Consider the following 17667-nt stretch of genomic DNA (forward strand, 5'->3'; position numbering starts at 1 on the left):
CCCGGCCGCTCTGCGCGGCCCCGGCTCCGCCCGATCGGCGCGCCGATAGGATCGGTCATCTGATGACTGCCACTCTCGTCGCCAAGAATCTCGCCGCCGGACACGGTGACCGCTCGCTCTTCGCCGATCTCGATCTGGTCGTCGCCCCCGGCGACGTGATTGGGCTCGTCGGTGTCAACGGTGCCGGAAAATCGACACTGCTGCGGTTGCTCGCCGGTCTCGACCGGCCCGAACAGGGTGAGCTGCGGCTCTCGCCGCCCACCGCCACCATCGGCCACCTCCCGCAGGAGCCGGAGCGCCGCCCCGGCGAGACCGTGCGCGAGTTCCTCGCCCGCCGCACCGGAGTCGCCGCCGCGCAGAGCGCGATGGACGAGGCGACGCAGGGCCTGGTCGACGGGGTGCCCGGCGCGGACGACGCGTACTCCACCACCCTGGAGCGCTGGCTCGCGCTCGGCGGCGCGGATCTGGACGAACGCGCCGAGGAGGTCGCCGCCGACCTCGGTCTCACCGTCGGTCTCGATCTGCCGATGACCGCGCTCTCCGGCGGCCAGGCCGCCCGCGCCGGGCTCGCCTCCCTGCTGCTCTCCCGCTATGACGTCTTCCTCCTCGACGAGCCCACCAACGATCTCGACCTGGAGGGTCTGGAACGCCTGGAGAGCTTTGTCCGCGGACTGCGGCCGGGCACCGTCGTCGTCAGCCACGACCGGGAATTCCTCACCCGCACCGTGACCAAGGTGCTCGAACTCGATCTCGCCCAGCAGCAGATCACCCTCTACGGCGGCGGCTACACGGCCTATCTGGAGGAGCGGGAGACCGCCCGGCGCCATGCCCGCGAGGAGTACGACGAGTACGCGGACAAGCGCGGCGCCCTGGAGGAGCGGGGCCGGATGCAGCGGTCCTGGATGGACAAGGGAGTGAAGAACGCCCGCCGCAAGGCCACCGACAACGACAAGTCGGGCCGGAAGTTCCGCAGCGAGGCGAGCGAGAAGCAGGCGTCCAAGGCCCGGCAGACCCAGCGCATGATCGAACGGCTCGACACCGTCGAAGAGCCCCGCAAGGAGTGGGAGCTGCGGATGGAGATCGCCACCGCGCCGCGCTCCGGATCCGTGGTGGCCACGCTGCGCGGGGCCGAGGTCCGGCGCGGCGGCTTCCACTTCGGGCCCGCCTCGCTCCAGATCGACTGGGCCGACCGGGTCGTGATCACCGGAGCCAATGGCTCCGGCAAGTCCACGCTGCTCGCGGCGCTGCTCGGCAGGCTTCCGCTGGACGCGGGCCATGCCGCGCTGGGCTCCGGAGTGGTGGTCGGCGAGGTCGATCAGGCGCGCGCCCTGTTCCATGGCACGGAGGCGCTGCTCGACGCCTTCTGCGCGGCGGTTCCCGACACCGAGCCCGCCGAGGTGCGCACCCTGCTGGCCAAGTTCGGCCTCAAGGCGGCCCATGTGCTCCGCCCGGCTAACACCCTCTCCCCGGGCGAGCGGACCCGCGCGGCGCTCGCCCTGCTCCAGGGCCGGGGCGTCAATCTGCTGGTGCTGGACGAGCCGACCAACCATCTGGATCTGGTCGCGATCGAGCAGCTCGAGCAGGCGCTGGAGTCGTACACGGGCACGCTGCTCCTGGTGACGCACGACCGGCGCATGCTGGACGCGGTGCGCACCACCCGCCGCGTCACGGTGGCGGACGGAAAGATCACCGAGAGCTGAGAGCGGGCCGGAGGGGCGGGCCCGCCGCTCCGGCCGCCGTGCGGTGCGCCGGCGGCGCCCTCCCGGACCATCCGGCCGGGCACCCCGGGAACCACCACCGGCCCGCGCATGCCGTTACGGGCTCCGGGACCCGCACGGTCCCGCGGGCGGGAGCGGTCCGTCCCGGCGACGGGTGCGGCTTGGGAGACCGGTCGGCCCCGCCGCTGCGCCGACCCCGCAACCGCAGGGCCCGGCGACCGGCTCGGCTCGGGGACCCGTACGCGCCCCCGCGACGTGGCTCCGCCCCGCAACCGGCACGTTCACCGGGCCGTACCGCTGGTACGGCCCGGTGGCCTGTACGCACTGCCGCGGCCGGCCGGCTCGGTCCTGCGGCGGGGGCGGCCCCGGCGACCGGCTCGGCTCCGGGACCCGTACGCGCCCGTGCGACCGGTACGGCCCCGCGGCGGAGCCCCGTGCCGCGACCGGCACGGTCACCGGGGCCGTGCCCGGCTCGCGGACGCCCGTACGCCCCCCGCGACCTGTACGCCCCCCCCACGATCCGTACGGCCCCGCGGCCGGCGCGGTCGCGGGGTGCGTACCCGGGTCAGCGGCGCCGGTCGGGGCCGGTCAGGCCCGCGCGGCGCAGTGCGTCCGCCATCGCGCTGTTCGCCGGGGCGGACGCCTGGGCCGCGCCGCCGCGACCGCCGGCACCACCCGACTGCTGCCGTTCGCCGCCGCGACCGCCGCCGCCCGTGCGGTTGCCGCCCTGCTGCGGACGCCCGCCGCCCTCGCGCCGGGGCCGTTCCCCGCGCTCGCGCTGCGGCCGGCCGCCGCCGCCCGGTGCCGCCTCGTCGTCCAGCCGGAGCGTCAGCGCGATCCGCTTCCGCGGAATGTCGACATCGAGCACCTTGACCCGGACCACATCACCGGGCTTGGCCACCTCACGCGGGTCCTTGACGAAGTTCTTCGACATCGCCGAGACATGGACCAGACCGTCCTGGTGGACACCGATGTCCACGAACGCCCCGAAGGCCGCCACATTGGTGACCACCCCTTCGAGCACCATCCCGGCGGCCAGATCGCCGATCTTCTCGACGCCCTCCTTGAAGGCCGCGGTACGGAAGGCCGGCCTCGGGTCGCGGCCCGGCTTCTCCAGCTCCCGCAGGATGTCCGACACGGTCGGCAGCCCGAAGGTGTCGTCCACGAACTCCGCCGGCCGCAGCGACCGCAGCACCCCGGTGTTCCCGATCAGCGAGGCGACCTCGCCGCCCGTCGCCTTCACCATCCGCCGCACCACCGGGTACGCCTCCGGATGGACACTGGAGGCGTCCAACGGGTCGTCCCCGCCCCGGATCCGGAGGAAGCCCGCGCACTGCTCGTACGCCTTCGGGCCGAGCCTGGCCACGGCCTTCAGCGCCTTGCGGGACCGGAACGGCCCATGGGCGTCGCGGTGCGCCACGATGTTCTCGGCGAGACCCGCCCCGATCCCGGAGACCCGGGAGAGCAGCGGCGCCGAGGCGGTGTTGACGTCGACCCCGACGCCGTTCACACAGTCCTCGACCACCGTGTCGAGCGAGCGCGACAGCTTCACCTCGGAGAGATCGTGCTGGTACTGGCCGACTCCGATCGACTTGGGGTCGATCTTCACCAGCTCGGCGAGCGGGTCCTGGAGCCGGCGCGCGATGGAGACGGCGCCGCGCAGCGAGACATCGAGCCCGGGGAGCTCCGCGGAGGCGAAAGCGGAGGCCGAGTACACCGAGGCACCCGCCTCGGAGACCATCACCTTGGTCAGATTGAGCGCGGGGTTGCGGGAGATCAGCTCGGCGGCGAGCCGGTCGGTCTCCCGGGAGGCGGTGCCGTTGCCGATCGCGACCAGCTCGACGGAGTGCTCCCCGGCCAGCCGGGCGAGCTTCGCCAGCGCCTCGTCCCACTTGTTCGCCGGGACATGGGGGTAAATGGTGTCGGTGGCCACGACCTTGCCGGTGGCGTCCACGACCGCGACCTTCACACCCGTGCGGAACCCCGGGTCGAGGCCGAGCGTCGCCCGCGTACCGGCGGGCGCCGCGAGCAGCAGATCCCGCAGATTCGCCGCGAAGACCCGGACCGCCTCGTCCTCCGCCGCGGTGCGCAGCCGCACCCGCAGATCGATCCCGAGATGGACCAGGATCCGGGTCCGCCAGGCCCAGCGGACGGTGTCCCCGAGCCACTTGTCCCCGGGACGGCCCCGGTTGACCACCCCGAACCGGTGCGCCACGGCGGCCTCGTACGGCGAGGGCGCCTCCGCCGCCTCGGCGGACTCGTGGGGATCCAGCACCAGATCGAGGACGTCCTCCTTCTCGCCCCGGAGCATCGCCAGCACCCGGTGCGAGGGAAGCGCGGTGAAGGGCTCGGCGAAGTCGAAGTAGTCGGCGAACTTCGCCCCCGCCTCCTCCCTGCCGTCCCGCACCCTGGCGGCGAGCCGGCCCCGGGTCCACATCCGCTCCCGCAGCTCGCCGATGAGATCGGCGTCCTCCGAGAACCGCTCGGTGAGCACGGCCCGCGCGCCCTCCAGCGCGGCGGCCGGGTCCGCGACCCCCTTCTCCGGGTCCACGAAGGCCGCCGCCGCGGCGAGCGGGTCCACCGAGGGATCCGTCAGCAGCCCGTCGGCGAGCGGTTCGAGACCGGCCTCCCGCGCGATCTGCGCCTTGGTGCGGCGCTTGGGCTTGAACGGCAGATAGATGTCCTCCAGCCGCGCCTTGGTGTCGGCGCCCCGGATACTCGCCTCCAGCGCGTCGTCCAGCTTCCCCTGCTCGCGCACGGAGTCCAGGATCGCGGCCCGCCGATCCTCCAGCTCCCGCAGATAGCGCAGCCGTTCCTCGAGCGTGCGCAGCTGCGCGTCGTCGAGCATCTCGGTCGCTTCCTTGCGGTAACGCGCGATGAACGGCACGGTGGAGCCGCCGTCGAGCAGCTCGACGGCCGCCCGGACCTGCCGCTCCCGTACGCCGAGCTCCTCGGCGATCCTGCCTTCGATGGACGTCGTCACGGTTCCCCGACTCGCCTTCCCGTACCTGGCTGTGCCTGACAGTGCATTGTGCCGCGCCGCCGCCGGCGATGTCGCATGTGGGCGGGGTCCGGCAGGTGCACAGCTGTACGGGGGGCCTGTCCGGCCCTTCCGGAGCGGGCGGCCCGCTTTGGAAGGGCCGGTCCCGGGACGGACCGGCGACCCCGCCGCTCAGCCCTTGCCGAACGCCTCCGCCGGGAACGCCCCCAGCAGCTCCGCCACCGGCCCCCGCCCCAGCTCGGTCAGCCGCGCCACACCCTCCGCGCCCAGGTGTTCATAGGGTCCGCGGTCGATCTCGTCGGTCAGTGCCTCCAGTTCCGACCGGAGGCGCACCCCGGCCCCGGTCAGCTCGCCGTCCGCGTCCAGTACCCCGCGCCCGCGCAGCCGCTCGGCGGCGGCGTCCCACTCCTCCCGCGTCCGGCCCCGGTTCGCGATGACCCAGCGCGGGGTCATGCCGCGGCCCGTCGCGGTATGGCTGACCAGAGCCTCCACCGGGTCCAGCCCCATCGTCAGCAGCGCCGCGAGATGGCTGTCGCCGCGGTGCTCACGCAGCAGGGTCGCCGCATGCCAGTACGCCAGATGCGGTTCGGCCGGCACCGGCAGATCCGCGTGTGCGGAGTACAGCGCCCGGCCGGGCCGGCCGCAGCCCTCGGCGGCCCGCAGGGCCAGCCGCGCCGCCTCGGCCAGTTCGGGGGAGCCGATGGTCTCCTCGCCCAGCTCCCGGCGCAGGGTGCGGTCCACGGCCCGCAGCCGGGCCGCCAGCACCCGCTCCGGTGACGCGGTCTCCCAGACCGCCGGGAGATACCGGGCGATCAGCCCGTGGCCGAAGCTGTAGAAGGTCGCGGAGACCGTACCCGCGCCGACCCGTCCCAGCGCCGCGGCGCGGGAGGCGAAGTACGCGGCGCCCGGGTCGGTGATCCCGATCGCGGCCATCTCCGTGCCCAGATCGGGCGAGAAGTACACCAGCGAGGCGTACGGGTTGAGGACGTGGTGGCAGCGGCGGCCCGCCCGTGCCGGGGACTCCGGGGTCCGGTCGGCCGGCGGGACGGAGGACGGTGAGGTGCTCGAAGCGGTGGTCACGCACCGAACGTTACTTACCGGTCGGTACGTTCGGAAGGGCGAGGCCGGCCGCGCCCGTGGCAGAGAAGGTGGGAACCTCGTCCTTGCGGCCATCGCGGCCCCGGGCGAAGGATGGCCGCATGACCGAGCGACCCGTACTCGCCGTACTCTTCGACGGCGTCCAGAGCCTCGATGTGACCGGCCCCGTCGAGGTCTTCGCCGGCGCCGCCATCCTCACCCGCGACCCGGCCGCCTACCGGCTGACCACCGCCTCCCTCGACGGAAAGCCCGTCCGCACCAGCAGCGGACTGGTGCTCGTACCGGACACCACGCTCGCCGGGGCGCCGCCGGCGCACACCCTGCTGGTCCCCGGCGGACCCGGCACCCGGCACCCCGACCCCGCGCTGACCGACTGGCTCCGCGAGCACGGCCCGCGCGCCGAGCGGCTCGTCTCCGTCTGCACCGGCGCCCTGCTGCTGGCCGCGGCCGGGCTGCTCGACGGCCGCCGCGCCACCACCCACTGGGCGTCCTGCCGCGAACTGGCCGAGAACCATCCCTCGGTGGAGGTCGACCCCGACCCCATCTTCGTCCGGGACGGCCGGATCGCCACCTCCGCCGGGGTCACGGCGGGCATCGATCTGGCCCTCGCCCTGGTCGAGGAGGACCACGGCCGCGACGCCGCGCTGAGCATCGCCCGCCATCTGGTGGTCTTCCTCCGCCGGCCCGGCAACCAGGCGCAGTTCAGCGCCCAGCTCGCCGCCCAGACCGCACACCGCGAACCCCTCCGCGAGGTGCAGAGCTGGATCACCGAACACCCCGGGGGCGATCTCTCCGTCACCGCGCTGGCCGCCCGCGCCCGGCTCTCGCCGCGTCATTTCGCCCGCGCCTTCCTGGAGGAGACCGGGACGACCCCCGGCCGCTATGTCGACCGGATCCGGATCGAACACGCGCGGCGGCTGCTGGAGGAGACCACCCGGGGGATCGAGGAGATCGCCCGAGCCGCCGGATACGGCACCGCCGAGGCGATGCGCCGCGCCTTCGTGAAACGCCTCGGTTCCCCGCCGTCGGAGTACCGGCGCCGCTTCCGTACGCCCGTGCGCGAGCACGCGGCGTCGTCCGCCACCACCCAGTGAAGGAACCCATCCATGCAGACAGCCATCCTGCTCTTCGACCGCTTCACCAGCCTGGACGCGGTGGGGCCCTATGAGCTCCTCGGCCGCCTCCCCGGGGCGGAGACCGTCTTCGTCGCGGAGGAGACCGGACCGGTCCGCGGCGACCAGGGCTCCATCGCGATCGTCGCCGACCGGACCATCGCCGAGGTGCCCCGCCCCGACATCATCCTGGTGCCCGGCGGACCCGGCAGCCGCCGGGCGATGGAGAACCCGGCGATCCTGGAGTGGCTGCGGGCGGCGGACGCCGGCAGCACCTGGACCACCTCCGTCTGCACCGGCTCCCTCGTCCTCGCCGCCGCCGGTCTGCTCACCGGCCGCCGGGCCACCTCGCACTGGCTCACCCTGAAGGAGCTGCCGGCCCTCGGCGCCGAGCCCACCGGGGAGCGCGTCGTCTTCGACGGCAAGTACGTCACCGCCGCCGGGGTCTCCGCCGGTATCGACATGGCGCTTCATCTGCTGGGCCGGATCGGCGGGGACGAGCTCGCCCAGACCGTCCAGCTGCTCACCGAGTACGACCCGCAGCCGCCCTACGACGCCGGATCGCCCGAGAAGGCCCCGGCCGGGGTCGTCGCCGGGCTCCGGGACGTCAAGGTCGAGTGACCGCCGCCGCCCGCACCCGGGCGGAGACCCCGGACCGGCCGCCCGCACCGGGCGGCGGTCTCAGACCGGCGGGCCGAACCGCGGAGGGCGTCGTTCCAGAAAGGCGGCGACCCCTCCGCGGTCTCGCCGCCGGTACGGGCCGCCTCCGTCCAGTACTCCTCCCGGCCGGTGCGGCCGGCCGCGAACTCCTTCGCCGCCGCCTGGGTCAGCGGGGAGCGGGAGGTCAGGATCCGGGTGAAATCCGCCACCCGCCCCGCCAGCCCGCCCGGCGCCGTCACCTCGTCGACCAGACCGGTGCGCAGCGCCCGCGCCGTGTCGATCAACTCGCCGGAGAAGAGCAGATACTTCGCCGCCGAGGGGCCGGTCAGCGCCACCAGCCGGCGGGTGGAGGAGGCCGGATAGACGACCCCGAGCTTCGCCGGGGTCACCCCGAAGAGCGCGCCCTCCTCGGCGAACCGCAGATCGCAGGCGGCGGCGAGCTGGCAGCCGCCGCCCACACAGTGGCCGCGCACGGCCGCGAGCGTCGGCCGCGGAAAGGCCGCGAGCGCCTCCTCGGCCCGCACCGCCAGCCGCTGCGGCGCCTCGCCCGGCTCCCGCAGCGACGAGATGTCGGCCCCGGCGCAGAACGCCGGGCCGTCACCGGTGAGCACCAGCGCCCGTACCCCCGGATCCGCCGCCAGCCGCTCCAGGAGTACGGGAAGGGCCCGCCACATCGCCCGGGTCATGGCGTTGCGCTTGGCGGGGTTGCTGATCACCACGGTCGCGACACCGTCCGCGACGGTGTGTGTCACCCGCGGCGGCTGCTGCTCCGGCTGCTCCATGCGCCGGATGCTATCCACCCGGCGCGGACCTACGATCAAGGAGGGGCCACCGGGGGTGCGGCGAGGAGGACACGATGTCCGGTCCCACACGGGAGTCCAGAAAACTGAAGCGGAGTTTCGGCCTGCTGGCCGTGCTCGGGGTGATCCTGGTGATCGCCGGGATCATCGGACTCGTCTACACCGGGCTCGCCACCCTCACCTCGATGCTGCTCTTCGGCTGGCTGCTGCTGCTCGGCGGAGTGGTGGGCCTCGTCCATGCCGTCCAGTCGCGCGGCGGCGACTACTTCTGGCTGGCGGTCGTGGTGGCCGCGCTGAACATCGCGGCCGGTGTGGTGGTCATCCGCCACCCCGAGGGGTCGGCCGAGGCCCTCACCCTCTTCGCCGCGCTGCTCTTCCTCACCGGCGGGCTCTTCCGCCTGGTGGGCAGTCTGGTGGTGCGCGGGCCGCAGTTCGGCTGGACCCTGGTGCAGGGCACCGTGGGGCTGCTGCTGGGCATCCTGGTACTGGGCAACTGGCCGGAGAGCAGCCGTTACGTCCTGGGGCTGTTCTTCTCCCTGGCGCTGCTCTTCGACGGCCTCGGCCTGATCGCCATCGGCGTCGGCGGGCGCGGCGTCGTCCGCATGGTCGACGACCCGGGCGGTCCGGGCGGACTCAGCGGTCCCGGCCGGCGGGCTCCCGGCACGGGAAGCGGCCCGGGAAGCGGCCCGGGAGAGCACCCGCCCCCCGTGTGACCCGCGGGGATGGGTACGGACAGGGGTGCCGCGCCCCGTCACGGGGCGCGGCACCCCTCACTCCCGGGTCACCAGCCGCCGGCGGGCCCGGTCAGCTCGCGGATCGCGGGGCGGGCCGCGTCCAGCACGGTCATGAACCACGCCGAGAAGGGGTCGGACGCATGACGCCCGGCCAGCTCGCCGGCGGAGACGAAGACCGTCTCGCCGACCTCCTCCGGGTCCGGCCGCGGGTCCGCCTGGACCAGACCGACGAAGAGGTGGTTGTACTCCTGCTCCACCAGGCCCGAGGCCGGATCCGGGTGGTTGTAGCGGACGGTGCCCGCCTCGGCCAGCAGGGTGGGCGAGACGCCCAGCTCCTCATGGGTGCGCCGGGCGGCGGCGGTGAAGGGGGACTCGCCGGGGTAGGGGTGCCCGCAGCAGGTGTTCGACCACACGCCGGGGGAGTGGTACTTCCCCGCCGCGCGGCGCTGGAGCAGCAGCCGGCCCCGCTCGTCGAAGAGGAAGACGGAGAACGCCCGGTGCAGCTGCCCCGGCGCGATATGCGCGGCGAGCTTCTCCGCGGTGCCGATGGTGGTGCCGTGCTCATCGACCAGTTCGAGCAGAATCGCTGGTGAGGCGCCGTTCGAGGCGCCGTTCGGCGCACTGTTCGGGGCAGTGGCTGGTGAGGTCGGCATAACCATCCTTCGCGTGAGTCCTCGCCCTGGGGGGCCTGCCCAGTCTGCCGTACAAAAGCGTCTTGTCGTCACTTCAGCAGTCCGGGCATGTCCGTTTCCGTCCTCCCGGCGGGGTGCCGGGAGGACGGGACGGATCACACGCCGAAGGCGGCCGGATAGCGGATCGTCCCCGCTGGAACGCCGGTGGAACCCTCCGGCACCAGTGCCATGATCGCCTCGTCCGGGACCTCGAAACCCGTCCGGATGCCGTAACGCGACGCCGGGACGAAACCGAAGCGCGGGTAGTACTCCGGGTGGCCGAGGACCAGGATCAGCTCCTCACCGCGCTCCCGGGCCGCCGCGAGAACGGCCCGTACGACCGCCTGGCCCGCCCCGGTGCGCTGATGCCCGGGGACCACCGCGACCGGCGCGAGCGCGGCGGCCGGGGCGTTGTCCACCCAGCAGCGGGTGATCAGCGCATGGGCCGCCACCGAGCCGTCGGCGGCCTCCGCCACATACGACAGGCCGGGCAGCCACGCCTCGGTGTCCTCGCGGAGGGCGTCCACCAGGTCGGCCTCGCCGGGGGTCGGGAAGGCCGCGAGATTCACCGCGCGCACCGCGCCGGTATCCGCGGGGGTCTCCGGTCTGGTGCGCCACCGGGCGTCCCCGGAGTGGTCAGTGGCAGAGGCTGGCTTCGTGTTCGGCATGGCCGACGGGCTCCAATTGGAAGGTGCAGTGTTCGACGTCGAAATGATCGCCCAGGCATCCCTGGAGGTCGTGGAGCATCTTCTCGTGCCCGACCGAGTTCAGCACATCCTGGCTCACCACCACATGGGCGGAGAGCACCGGCATCCCCGAGGTGATCGTCCAGGCATGCAGATCGTGGACGTCCTCGACCCCGGGCAGGGCCACGATATGTGCCCGGACCTCGGCCATGTCGACATCCTTGGGCGCGGCCTCCAGCAGGACGTTCAGGGTCTCCCGGAGCAGCTTCAGGGTGCGCGGCACGATCATGAAGCCGATCACCAGCGAGGCGATCGGGTCGGCGGCCTGCCAGCCGGTGGTGAGGATGACGATCGCCGAGATCAGCACCGCGACCGAGCCCAGCGCGTCGGCCAGCACCTCCAGATAGGCGCCGCGGACATTGAGACTCTCCTTCTGGCCGCGCATCAGCAGCGAGAGGGAGACCATGTTGGCGACCAGGCCGACCAGGGCGAAGACGATCGTCAGCCCGCCCTCGGTCTCGGTCGGGGTGATGAACCGCTGTACGGCCTCGTAGAGCACATAGCCGCCGACGCCGAGCAGCAGCAGACAGTTGGCGAGGGCCGCGAGTATCTCGGCGCGGGCGAAACCGAAGGTGCGGTTGGTGCTCGGCGGCCGGTTGGCGAAGTGGATGGCGAGCAGCGCCATGGCGAGACCGATGCCGTCGGTCGCCATGTGCGCCGCGTCGGCGACCAGGGCGAGCGAGCCGGTGACGAAGCCGCCGACGATCTCCAGCACCATCACGCTCAGTGTGATGGTCAGTGCGATACGCAGCCGTCCCTTGTACGCCGCGGCGGCGGTGCCGGTCGGCGGTGGTCCTCCGTGCACATGCCCGTGATCGTGCCCAGCCCCCATGGGAGCGCCTCCAGAGTCGTCGGAATCGATCTGTCCGAGACCTCAGTGAACTACGGGTGGGGGGTATGGGCAACACGGCACTGAACACCGTTGTCATATCACCTGACCTGCGGAAATGATCCGCAGGTCAGAAGTGGTGGGAGATCGTCCGGCCCCTGTCCGCCCCTTGGTCGGCGATCACCTTCCGACCGGTCGGTCCGCCCGCCGGGACGGTGCGCGCGCGGCCGGCGCGCGGCGTGCCCGGCCCGCCCGGGCCCGGTGCGGCCGGAGGGCGCCGGGCGGCGGGGCGGGAGACGCGGGGGAGGTGCCGGTGTCCGGGGGAGCGGTCACGGAGAGTGTTCTTCCGGAGCGACCCGGCCGCCGCCCCCGCCCTTCAGGGGCCCGGCCGCCGCCGGCGGGCCCGGCGAATGACGGAGGCCCCGGCGGACCCCCTGTCCGCCGGGGCCCGCCCGCGCCGTCAGGCCCCCCGGGCCTCCGGGTGGCGCAGGCACCAGCCCTCCCAGGCGGACTCCACCATCTCGCGCACATCCCGTGAGGCCGACCAGCCCAGCTCCCGGCCGATCCGCTCCACCGACGCCACCGCCTTCGCCGCGTCCCCCGGGCGGCGTGCCTCCACCACCGGCGTCACTCCGCGCCCGGTGACCTCGTTCACCAGATCCGCCAGCTCGCGCACCGAGACCCCCTCGCCGCGCCCGATGTTCACCGTCAGATCCCCGGCGGTGTCCTGGACGGCCAGCCTGCGGGCCACCGTCAGATGCGCGTCGGCGAGATCGGCGACATGGATGTAGTCCCGGATGCAGGTCCCGTCCGGCGTGGGGTAGTCGTCGCCGAAGATCCGCGGGGCCTCGCCGCGGGTCAGCCGGTCGAAGAACATCGGAATGATGTTGAACACCCCGGTGTCCGCCAGCTCGGGCCGTGCCGTGCCCGCCACATTGAAGTAGCGCAGACAGGCCGTGGAGAGTCCGTGCGCCCGGCCCGCCGCCCGGACCAGCCACTCCCCGGCCAGCTTGGTCTCGCCGTAGGGGTTGATCGGCAGACAGGGAGCCGACTCCGGGATGACCTCCGCCTCCGGAACCCCGTACACCGCCGCCGAAGAGGAGAAGAGGAACTTCCGGATCCCGGCCTTGACGACCGCGTCCAGCAGCACGGTCAGACCGTGCACATTCTCCTCGTAATACCGCAGAGGCTGCTCAACGGACTCCCCGACCTGCTTCTTCGCGGCGAGATGGATGACCCCTGTGACCCCGTGGCCGGCCAGGGTGTGATCCAGCAGCTCCCGGTCCAGTACCGACCCGCGTACAAGCGGAACCGACTCGGGGAGCCGCTTGACGATCCCCGACGACATGTCGTCGAGTACGACGACTTTCTCGCCCGCATCATTCATCGCACGCGCCACATGCGCGCCGATATACCCCGCTCCACCTGTGATCAGCCAAGTCATGGCACTCACCTTAGGTCGTGCCGTCCCGGCCCCGTCCGCCCGTCGCCCCCGAAGCTGACTCTCCCCCGCCGCCGGTGCGCCCGGCCCCGGGCGCGGGCCGCGGTGCACCCCTCCCCGGGGCGGCCCGGGGCCATTTCCCCTGGTCCGGCCCGCGGGCGGAGGCCACAGGTCCGAGAGGGGGCGGTTTGTGGCGCGAGGTGTTGATCGACAATGATGATCCACGGCGGGGCCCGTCACCGGGTTCCGCCGGTCCGATCGGGGCCCGTCGGAGCGCAAACGGCCAGTGAACTCCTGCCCGATCGCATCGGATAGCCTCTGCCGAAGCCCCTGCCGACGTGCCGCCGCCCGCGCAACCGGGCCGCGCCGCCGCGCGTCCACACCCTCTGCCGCAAGGAGTGAGTCCGTCTGTCGACCGCCATCCTCACCGGTCCGCCCGTACCCGGATCCTCCCTCGATGGCGATCTGCGGGCGCTGGGCTTCGACGTACGCGTCTCCGCGGGAACCGCTGAGGCCGCCGCACTCCTCGCCGCCGTCCCCGCCGGCGAGCGCGTCGCCGTGGTCGACGCCCGGTTCGTCGGACATGTCCACGCGCTCCGGCTCGCCCTGACCGATCCCCGCTTCCCGGTGGCCGCCGTCTCCGGCGCGCTGACCGCCCAGCCGGAGGCCCGGGGCGCGCTGACACGTGTCCTGGAGACCGCCGCGGCGGCCCCGCCCGCCGGGGACGTCCTCACGGAGGTGCTCCCCGACGGGCTCGCCGGGGAGATCGAGGCCGGCGGCACCGCCGTGCACCGCCCCGAGCTGGGCTCGCTCGTCGCCGCCGTGCCCGCCGGCACCCGCGCGCGCGAGGAGGCCAGGGAGGCCGTCGCCGCCGTGGACGAGGAGGCGGTGCGCCTGCGCTCCGCCGTGAAGGCCCGCGACGGCTTCTTCACCACGTACTGCATCAGCCCGTACTCGCGGTACATCGCCCGCTGGTGCGCCCGCCGGGGCTACACCCCCAACCAGGTCACCACCGCCTCGCTGATCACCGCGCTGATCGCCGCGGCCTGCGCCGCCACCGGCACCCGGGGCGGCTTCGCCGCCGCCGGCGCGCTGCTGCTCTTCTCCTTCGTCCTGGACTGCACCGACGGGCAGCTCGCCCGCTACTCGCTCCAGTACTCCACGATGGGCGCCTGGCTCGACGCCACCTTCGACCGGGCCAAGGAGTACGCCTACTACGCCGGCCTGGCGCTCGGCGCGGCCGCCGCCGACGGTGACGACGTCTGGGCGCTCGCGCTCGGCGCCATGGTGCTCCAGACCTGCCGCCATGTCGTGGACTTCTCCTTCAACGAGGCCAACCACGACGCGGTCTCCAACACCAGCCCCACCGCCGCCCTCTCCGACAGGCTCGACAGCGTCGGCTGGACGGTCTGGGTGCGCCGCATGATCGTGCTGCCGATCGGCGAGCGCTGGGCCATGATCGCCGTGCTGACGGCCGTGACCACGCCCCGGATCGTCTTCTGGGCGCTGATCATCGGCTGCGCCTTCGCCGCCTGCTACACCACCGCCGGCCGGCTGCTGCGCTCGCTGACCCGCAAGGCCACCCGGACCGACCGGGCGGCCCGCGCCCTGGCCGACCTCGCCGACTCGGGACCGCTCGCCGAGGTTGTCGCCCGCGGCACGCGCGGCCTCGCCCGCCGGCTCCCGGCCCTGGCCCCGCCCGTGATCGCCCTGCTCGGCGGCGCCGGACTGGTCGCCGCCTCGCTGACGTCCGGCCACGGCTCCTTCGTCCCGCTGATCGCCGCCGGTGTCTACGTCCTCACCTCGGGTCTCGCCGTCGCCCGCCCGCTCACCGGCGCGCTCGACTGGCTGCTGCCGCCCGTCTTCCGCGCCGCCGAGTACTGCGCGATCCTGGCGCTCGCCGCCCGCGCCGACACCGAGGGCGCGCTGCCCGCGGCATTCGGGCTGGTCGCGGCGGTCGCCTACCATCACTACGACACGGTCTACCGCATCCGGGGGGGCACGGGTGCTCCTCCGCGGTGGCTCACGCGGGCGATCGGCGGGCACGAGGGCCGCATTCTGGTCATCGCCCTGCTCGCCGCCCTGGTCACCGCCTCGGACTTCCCGATCGCGCTGACGGCCATCGCCGCCGTCATCGCCCTGGTGGTGCTGGTGGAGAGCATCCGCTTCTGGGTGTCCTCCGGCGCCCCCGCCGTACATGACGAAGGAGAACCCGCATGATTGGCCTCGTACTGGCCGCCGGTGCCGGACGGCGACTTCGCCCCTACACCGACACGCTCCCGAAGGCCCTCGTGCCCGTGGACGGCGACAGAACCGTCCTCGACCTCACCCTCGCCAACTTCGCCGAGATCGGCCTCACCGAGGTGGCCATCGTGGTCGGCTACCGCAAGGAGGCCGTCGAGGCCCGCAAGGCCGAGCTGGAAGCCGCCTACGGCCTCACCATCACCCTCGTCGAGAACGACAAGGCCGAGGAGTGGAACAACGCGTACTCCCTGTGGTGCGCCCGTGACGTGCTGAAGCGGGGCGTCATCCTCGCCAACGGCGACACCGTCCACCCCGTCTCCGTCGAGCGGACCCTGCTGGCCGCCCGCGGCGAGGGCAGGAAGATCATCCTCGCCCTCGACACCGCGAAGAGCCTCGCCGACGAGGAGATGAAGGTCATCACCGAGGACGGCCTCGGGGTGCGCCGGATCACCAAGCTGATGGACCCGGCCACCGCCACCGGCGAGTACATCGGTGTCACCCTCATCGAGCCCGAGGCCGCCGATGAGCTGGCCGACGCGCTCAAGGCCACCTTCGAGCGCGACCCCGACCTCTACTACGAGGACGGCTACCAGGAGCTCGTCAACCGCGGCTTCACCATCGACGTGGCCCCCATCGGCGAGGTCACCTGGGTGGAGATCGACAACCACGACGACCTCGCGAAGGGCCGTGAGATCGCGTGCCAGTACTGACCCGGCTGATTCCGTCGCCGGTCGTCGTCGACATCCGGCCGGGCGCCCTGGACGACCTGGCCGGTCTCCTCGCCGACCAGCGGATCTCGTCCTCGGGCAAGCTCGCGGTCGCCCTCAGCGGCGGCTCCGGGCGGGCCCTGCGGGAGAAGCTGGCCCCGGCGCTGCCCGGCGCCGACTGGTACGAGGTCGCCGACGGCACCATCGACTCCGCCGTCAAGCTCGCCGACGCCGTCAAGGGCCGGCGGTACGACGCCCTGGTCGGCCTCGGCGGCGGCAAGATCATCGATGTGACGAAGTACGCGGCGGCCCGCGTCGGCCTGCCGATGGTCTCCGTCGCCACCAACCTCGCCCACGACGGCATCTGCTCCCCGGTCGCCACCCTGGACAACGACAACGGCCGCGGCTCCTACGGCGTCCCCACCCCCATCGCCATGGTCATCGACCTCGATGTGATCAGGGACGCCCCCGCCCGCTTCATCCGCTCCGGCATCGGCGACACCGTCTCCAACCTCTCCGCCATCGCGGACTGGGAGCTCTCCCACCGCGTCACGGGCGAGCCGGTCGACGGACTCGCCGCCGCCATGGCCCGGACGGCCGGGGAGTCCGTACTGCGCCACCCCGGCTCCATCGGCGACGACGAATTCCTCACCGTGCTGGCCGAGGCCCTGGTCATCACCGGTATCGCCATGTCGATCAGCGGGGACACCCGCCCGTCGTCCGGCGCCTGCCACGAGATCAGCCACGCCTTCGACCTGCTGTACCCGCAGCGGGCGGCGAGCCACGGCGAGCAGGTCGGCCTCGGCGCCGCCTTCGCGATGCACTTGCGCGGAGCGGTCGAACAGGCCGGACTCCTCGCCCAGGTGCTGCGCCGGCACTCGCTGCCGGTGCTCCCCGCCGACATCGGCTTCTCCGTCGATGAATTCGTCTCGGCCGTGGAGTACGCCCCGCAGACCCGGCCGGGCCGCTTCACCATCCTCGAGCACCTTGACCTCACCACCGATCAGATCAGGGACGCGTACGCCGACTATGCCAAGACCATCAGTAGCTGAACTCCGCCCGGTCGTTCACCCGGAGGGAGTGAAGGACCGGCGCAGCGGCGAGCACTGGGCCGGACGCCTGTACATGCGCGAGATCTCGCTCCATGTCGACCCGTACCTGGTGAACACCCGCATCACCCCGAACCAGCTCACGCATCTGATGATCGTGACCGGGGTGATAGGCGGCGCCGCGCTGCTCATCCCCGGACTGACCGGCGCGATCCTCGCCGCGGTGCTCTTCCAGATCTATCTCCTCCTCGACTGCGTGGACGGCGAGGTCGCCCGCTGGCGCGGCCAGACCTCCATCACCGGTGTCTACCTCGACCGGATCGGCCACTACATCTGCGAGGCCGCCCTGCTGGTCGGCTTCGGCATCCGGGGCGCCGACGCCTTCGGCGACGGCCGCCCCGAGTGGCTGTGGGCCTTCCTCGGCACCGTGGCCGCGCTCGGCGCGATCCTTATCAAGGCCGAGACCGATCTGGTCGACGTCGCCCGCCAGCGCAGCGGGCTCCCCGCCGTCAAGGACGAGGCGTCCGTGCCCCGCTCCTCCGGACTGGCGCTCGCCCGCCGCGCCGCCGCCGCCCTCAAGTTCCACCGGCTCGTCGGCGGGATCGAGGCCAGCCTCTTCATCCTGGCCGCGGCCGTGATCGACATGATCCAGGGCGATCTCTTCTTCACCCGCCTCGGCATCGCGATCCTCGCCGGTATCGCCGTGGTCCAGACCCTGCTCCACCTGGTCTCGATCCTGGCCTCCAGCAGGCTGAAGTGACCCCGGCCCCCGCACCGGGTCCGGCCGCGGCCACCGCGGCCGGACCCGGTGCGGAGGGCCCGGTCCGCCGCGGGCCCAGGAACCGGCGTACTCTCCG

Annotated in this window: 13 protein-coding genes and 2 pseudogenes; 8 read left to right on the plus strand and 7 right to left on the minus strand. The window is 73.1% G+C overall.

Translation table 11 applies throughout. From position 1 onward, the window contains the following. The first annotated feature begins 62 nt into the window (after nt 1-62). The gene (locus AAFN69_RS12485; protein ID WP_347728471.1) at nt 63-1700 is read left to right on the plus strand and encodes an ABC-F family ATP-binding cassette domain-containing protein; all 1638 of its coding nucleotides are present in this window, start codon (nt 63-65) and stop codon (nt 1698-1700) included. 583 nt (nt 1701-2283) lie between these two features. Here AAFN69_RS12485 and AAFN69_RS12490 read toward each other — a convergent pair. Further along, entirely contained in the window at nt 2284-4701 is a 2418-nt protein-coding gene (locus AAFN69_RS12490) for a Tex family protein (protein ID WP_347728472.1), read from the minus strand. 189 nt (nt 4702-4890) lie between these two features. After that, nucleotides 4891-5799 (minus strand): hypothetical protein, encoded by a 909-nt coding sequence (locus AAFN69_RS12495; RefSeq protein ID WP_347728473.1) that lies wholly within the window; start codon nt 5797-5799, stop codon nt 4891-4893. A 119-nt stretch (nt 5800-5918) separates the two neighbouring features. Here AAFN69_RS12495 and AAFN69_RS12500 point away from each other — a divergent pair, with 119 nt between their 5' ends. Both AAFN69_RS12500 and AAFN69_RS12505 read left to right on the plus strand, forming a co-directional pair. Then, nucleotides 5919-6911: a GlxA family transcriptional regulator gene (locus tag AAFN69_RS12500; protein ID WP_347728474.1), complete on the plus strand. Its 993-nt coding sequence runs from the start codon at nt 5919-5921 to the stop codon at nt 6909-6911. 12 nt (nt 6912-6923) lie between these two features. Beyond that, nucleotides 6924-7550 (plus strand): DJ-1/PfpI family protein, encoded by a 627-nt coding sequence (locus AAFN69_RS12505; RefSeq protein WP_347728475.1) that lies wholly within the window; start codon nt 6924-6926, stop codon nt 7548-7550. 60 nt (nt 7551-7610) lie between these two features. On the opposite strand, the pseudogene AAFN69_RS12510 reads toward AAFN69_RS12505, so the two are convergent. Next, nucleotides 7611-8371: pseudogene (locus AAFN69_RS12510) on the minus strand (enoyl-CoA hydratase/isomerase family protein). A gap of 74 nt (nt 8372-8445) precedes the next feature. Here AAFN69_RS12510 and AAFN69_RS12515 point away from each other — a divergent pair. After that, nucleotides 8446-9102, plus strand: coding sequence for a DUF308 domain-containing protein (locus AAFN69_RS12515; RefSeq protein ID WP_347728476.1), 657 nt, complete (start codon nt 8446-8448; stop codon nt 9100-9102). Between the two features lie 68 nt (nt 9103-9170). Here AAFN69_RS12515 and idi read toward each other — a convergent pair whose 3' ends face one another. From idi to galE, 4 genes and pseudogenes are all read right to left on the minus strand, one after another. Further along, the gene (gene idi, locus AAFN69_RS12520; RefSeq protein WP_347728477.1) at nt 9171-9776 is read right to left on the minus strand and encodes an isopentenyl-diphosphate Delta-isomerase; all 606 of its coding nucleotides are present in this window, start codon (nt 9774-9776) and stop codon (nt 9171-9173) included. Nucleotides 9777-9910: 134 nt separating this feature from the next. Further along, nucleotides 9911-10420, minus strand: a pseudogene (locus AAFN69_RS12525) (N-acetyltransferase); the annotation flags it as partial. Nucleotides 10421-10430: 10 nt separating this feature from the next. Next, nucleotides 10431-11372: a cation diffusion facilitator family transporter gene (locus AAFN69_RS12530; RefSeq protein WP_347728478.1), complete on the minus strand. Its 942-nt coding sequence runs from the start codon at nt 11370-11372 to the stop codon at nt 10431-10433. 457 nt (nt 11373-11829) lie between these two features. Beyond that, nucleotides 11830-12813, minus strand: coding sequence for a UDP-glucose 4-epimerase GalE (gene galE / locus AAFN69_RS12535; protein WP_347728479.1), 984 nt, complete (start codon nt 12811-12813; stop codon nt 11830-11832). Nucleotides 12814-13218: 405 nt separating this feature from the next. Here galE and AAFN69_RS12540 point away from each other — a divergent pair, with 405 nt between their 5' ends. Genes AAFN69_RS12540 through AAFN69_RS12555 form a run of 4 tightly spaced genes read left to right on the plus strand, consistent with a single transcriptional unit; the run spans nt 13219 to nt 17570 of the window. Continuing rightward, nucleotides 13219-15030 carry a DUF5941 domain-containing protein gene (locus AAFN69_RS12540; RefSeq protein ID WP_347728540.1) on the plus strand — a complete coding sequence of 604 codons (1812 nt, stop codon included), beginning with the start codon at nt 13219-13221 and terminating at the stop codon, nt 15028-15030. Continuing rightward, nucleotides 15027-15764, plus strand: coding sequence for a phosphocholine cytidylyltransferase family protein (locus tag AAFN69_RS12545; RefSeq protein ID WP_347728480.1), 738 nt, complete (start codon nt 15027-15029; stop codon nt 15762-15764). The genes AAFN69_RS12540 and AAFN69_RS12545 overlap by 4 nt, the downstream gene beginning before the upstream one ends. Next, nucleotides 15752-16813 carry an iron-containing alcohol dehydrogenase family protein gene (locus AAFN69_RS12550; protein WP_347728481.1) on the plus strand — a complete coding sequence of 354 codons (1062 nt, stop codon included), beginning with the start codon at nt 15752-15754 and terminating at the stop codon, nt 16811-16813. Before AAFN69_RS12545 ends, AAFN69_RS12550 begins: the two co-directional genes overlap by 13 nt. Next, entirely contained in the window at nt 16791-17570 is a 780-nt protein-coding gene (locus AAFN69_RS12555) for a CDP-alcohol phosphatidyltransferase family protein (RefSeq protein ID WP_347728482.1), read from the plus strand. The genes AAFN69_RS12550 and AAFN69_RS12555 overlap by 23 nt, the downstream gene beginning before the upstream one ends. The last annotated feature ends 97 nt before the right edge of the window (nt 17571-17667 follow it).

The sequence above is a fragment of the Streptomyces sp. CAU 1734 genome (assembly GCF_039888735.1).
GTDB lineage: Bacteria > Actinomycetota > Actinomycetes > Streptomycetales > Streptomycetaceae > Streptomyces.

Coding starts and splice junctions, on each gene's coding strand:
- AAFN69_RS12485 (WP_347728471.1), top strand. CDS start 63: ATGACTGCCACTCTCGTCGCCAAGAATCTCGCCGCCGGACACGGTGAC.
- AAFN69_RS12500 (WP_347728474.1), top strand. CDS start 5,919: ATGACCGAGCGACCCGTACTCGCCGTACTCTTCGACGGCGTCCAGAGC.
- AAFN69_RS12505 (WP_347728475.1), top strand. CDS start 6,924: ATGCAGACAGCCATCCTGCTCTTCGACCGCTTCACCAGCCTGGACGCG.
- AAFN69_RS12515 (WP_347728476.1), top strand. CDS start 8,446: ATGTCCGGTCCCACACGGGAGTCCAGAAAACTGAAGCGGAGTTTCGGC.
- idi (WP_347728477.1), bottom strand. CDS start 9,776: ATGCCGACCTCACCAGCCACTGCCCCGAACAGTGCGCCGAACGGCGCC.
- AAFN69_RS12530 (WP_347728478.1), bottom strand. CDS start 11,372: ATGGGGGCTGGGCACGATCACGGGCATGTGCACGGAGGACCACCGCCG.
- galE (WP_347728479.1), bottom strand. CDS start 12,813: ATGACTTGGCTGATCACAGGTGGAGCGGGGTATATCGGCGCGCATGTG.
- AAFN69_RS12545 (WP_347728480.1), top strand. CDS start 15,027: ATGATTGGCCTCGTACTGGCCGCCGGTGCCGGACGGCGACTTCGCCCC.
- AAFN69_RS12555 (WP_347728482.1), top strand. CDS start 16,791: ATGCCAAGACCATCAGTAGCTGAACTCCGCCCGGTCGTTCACCCGGAG.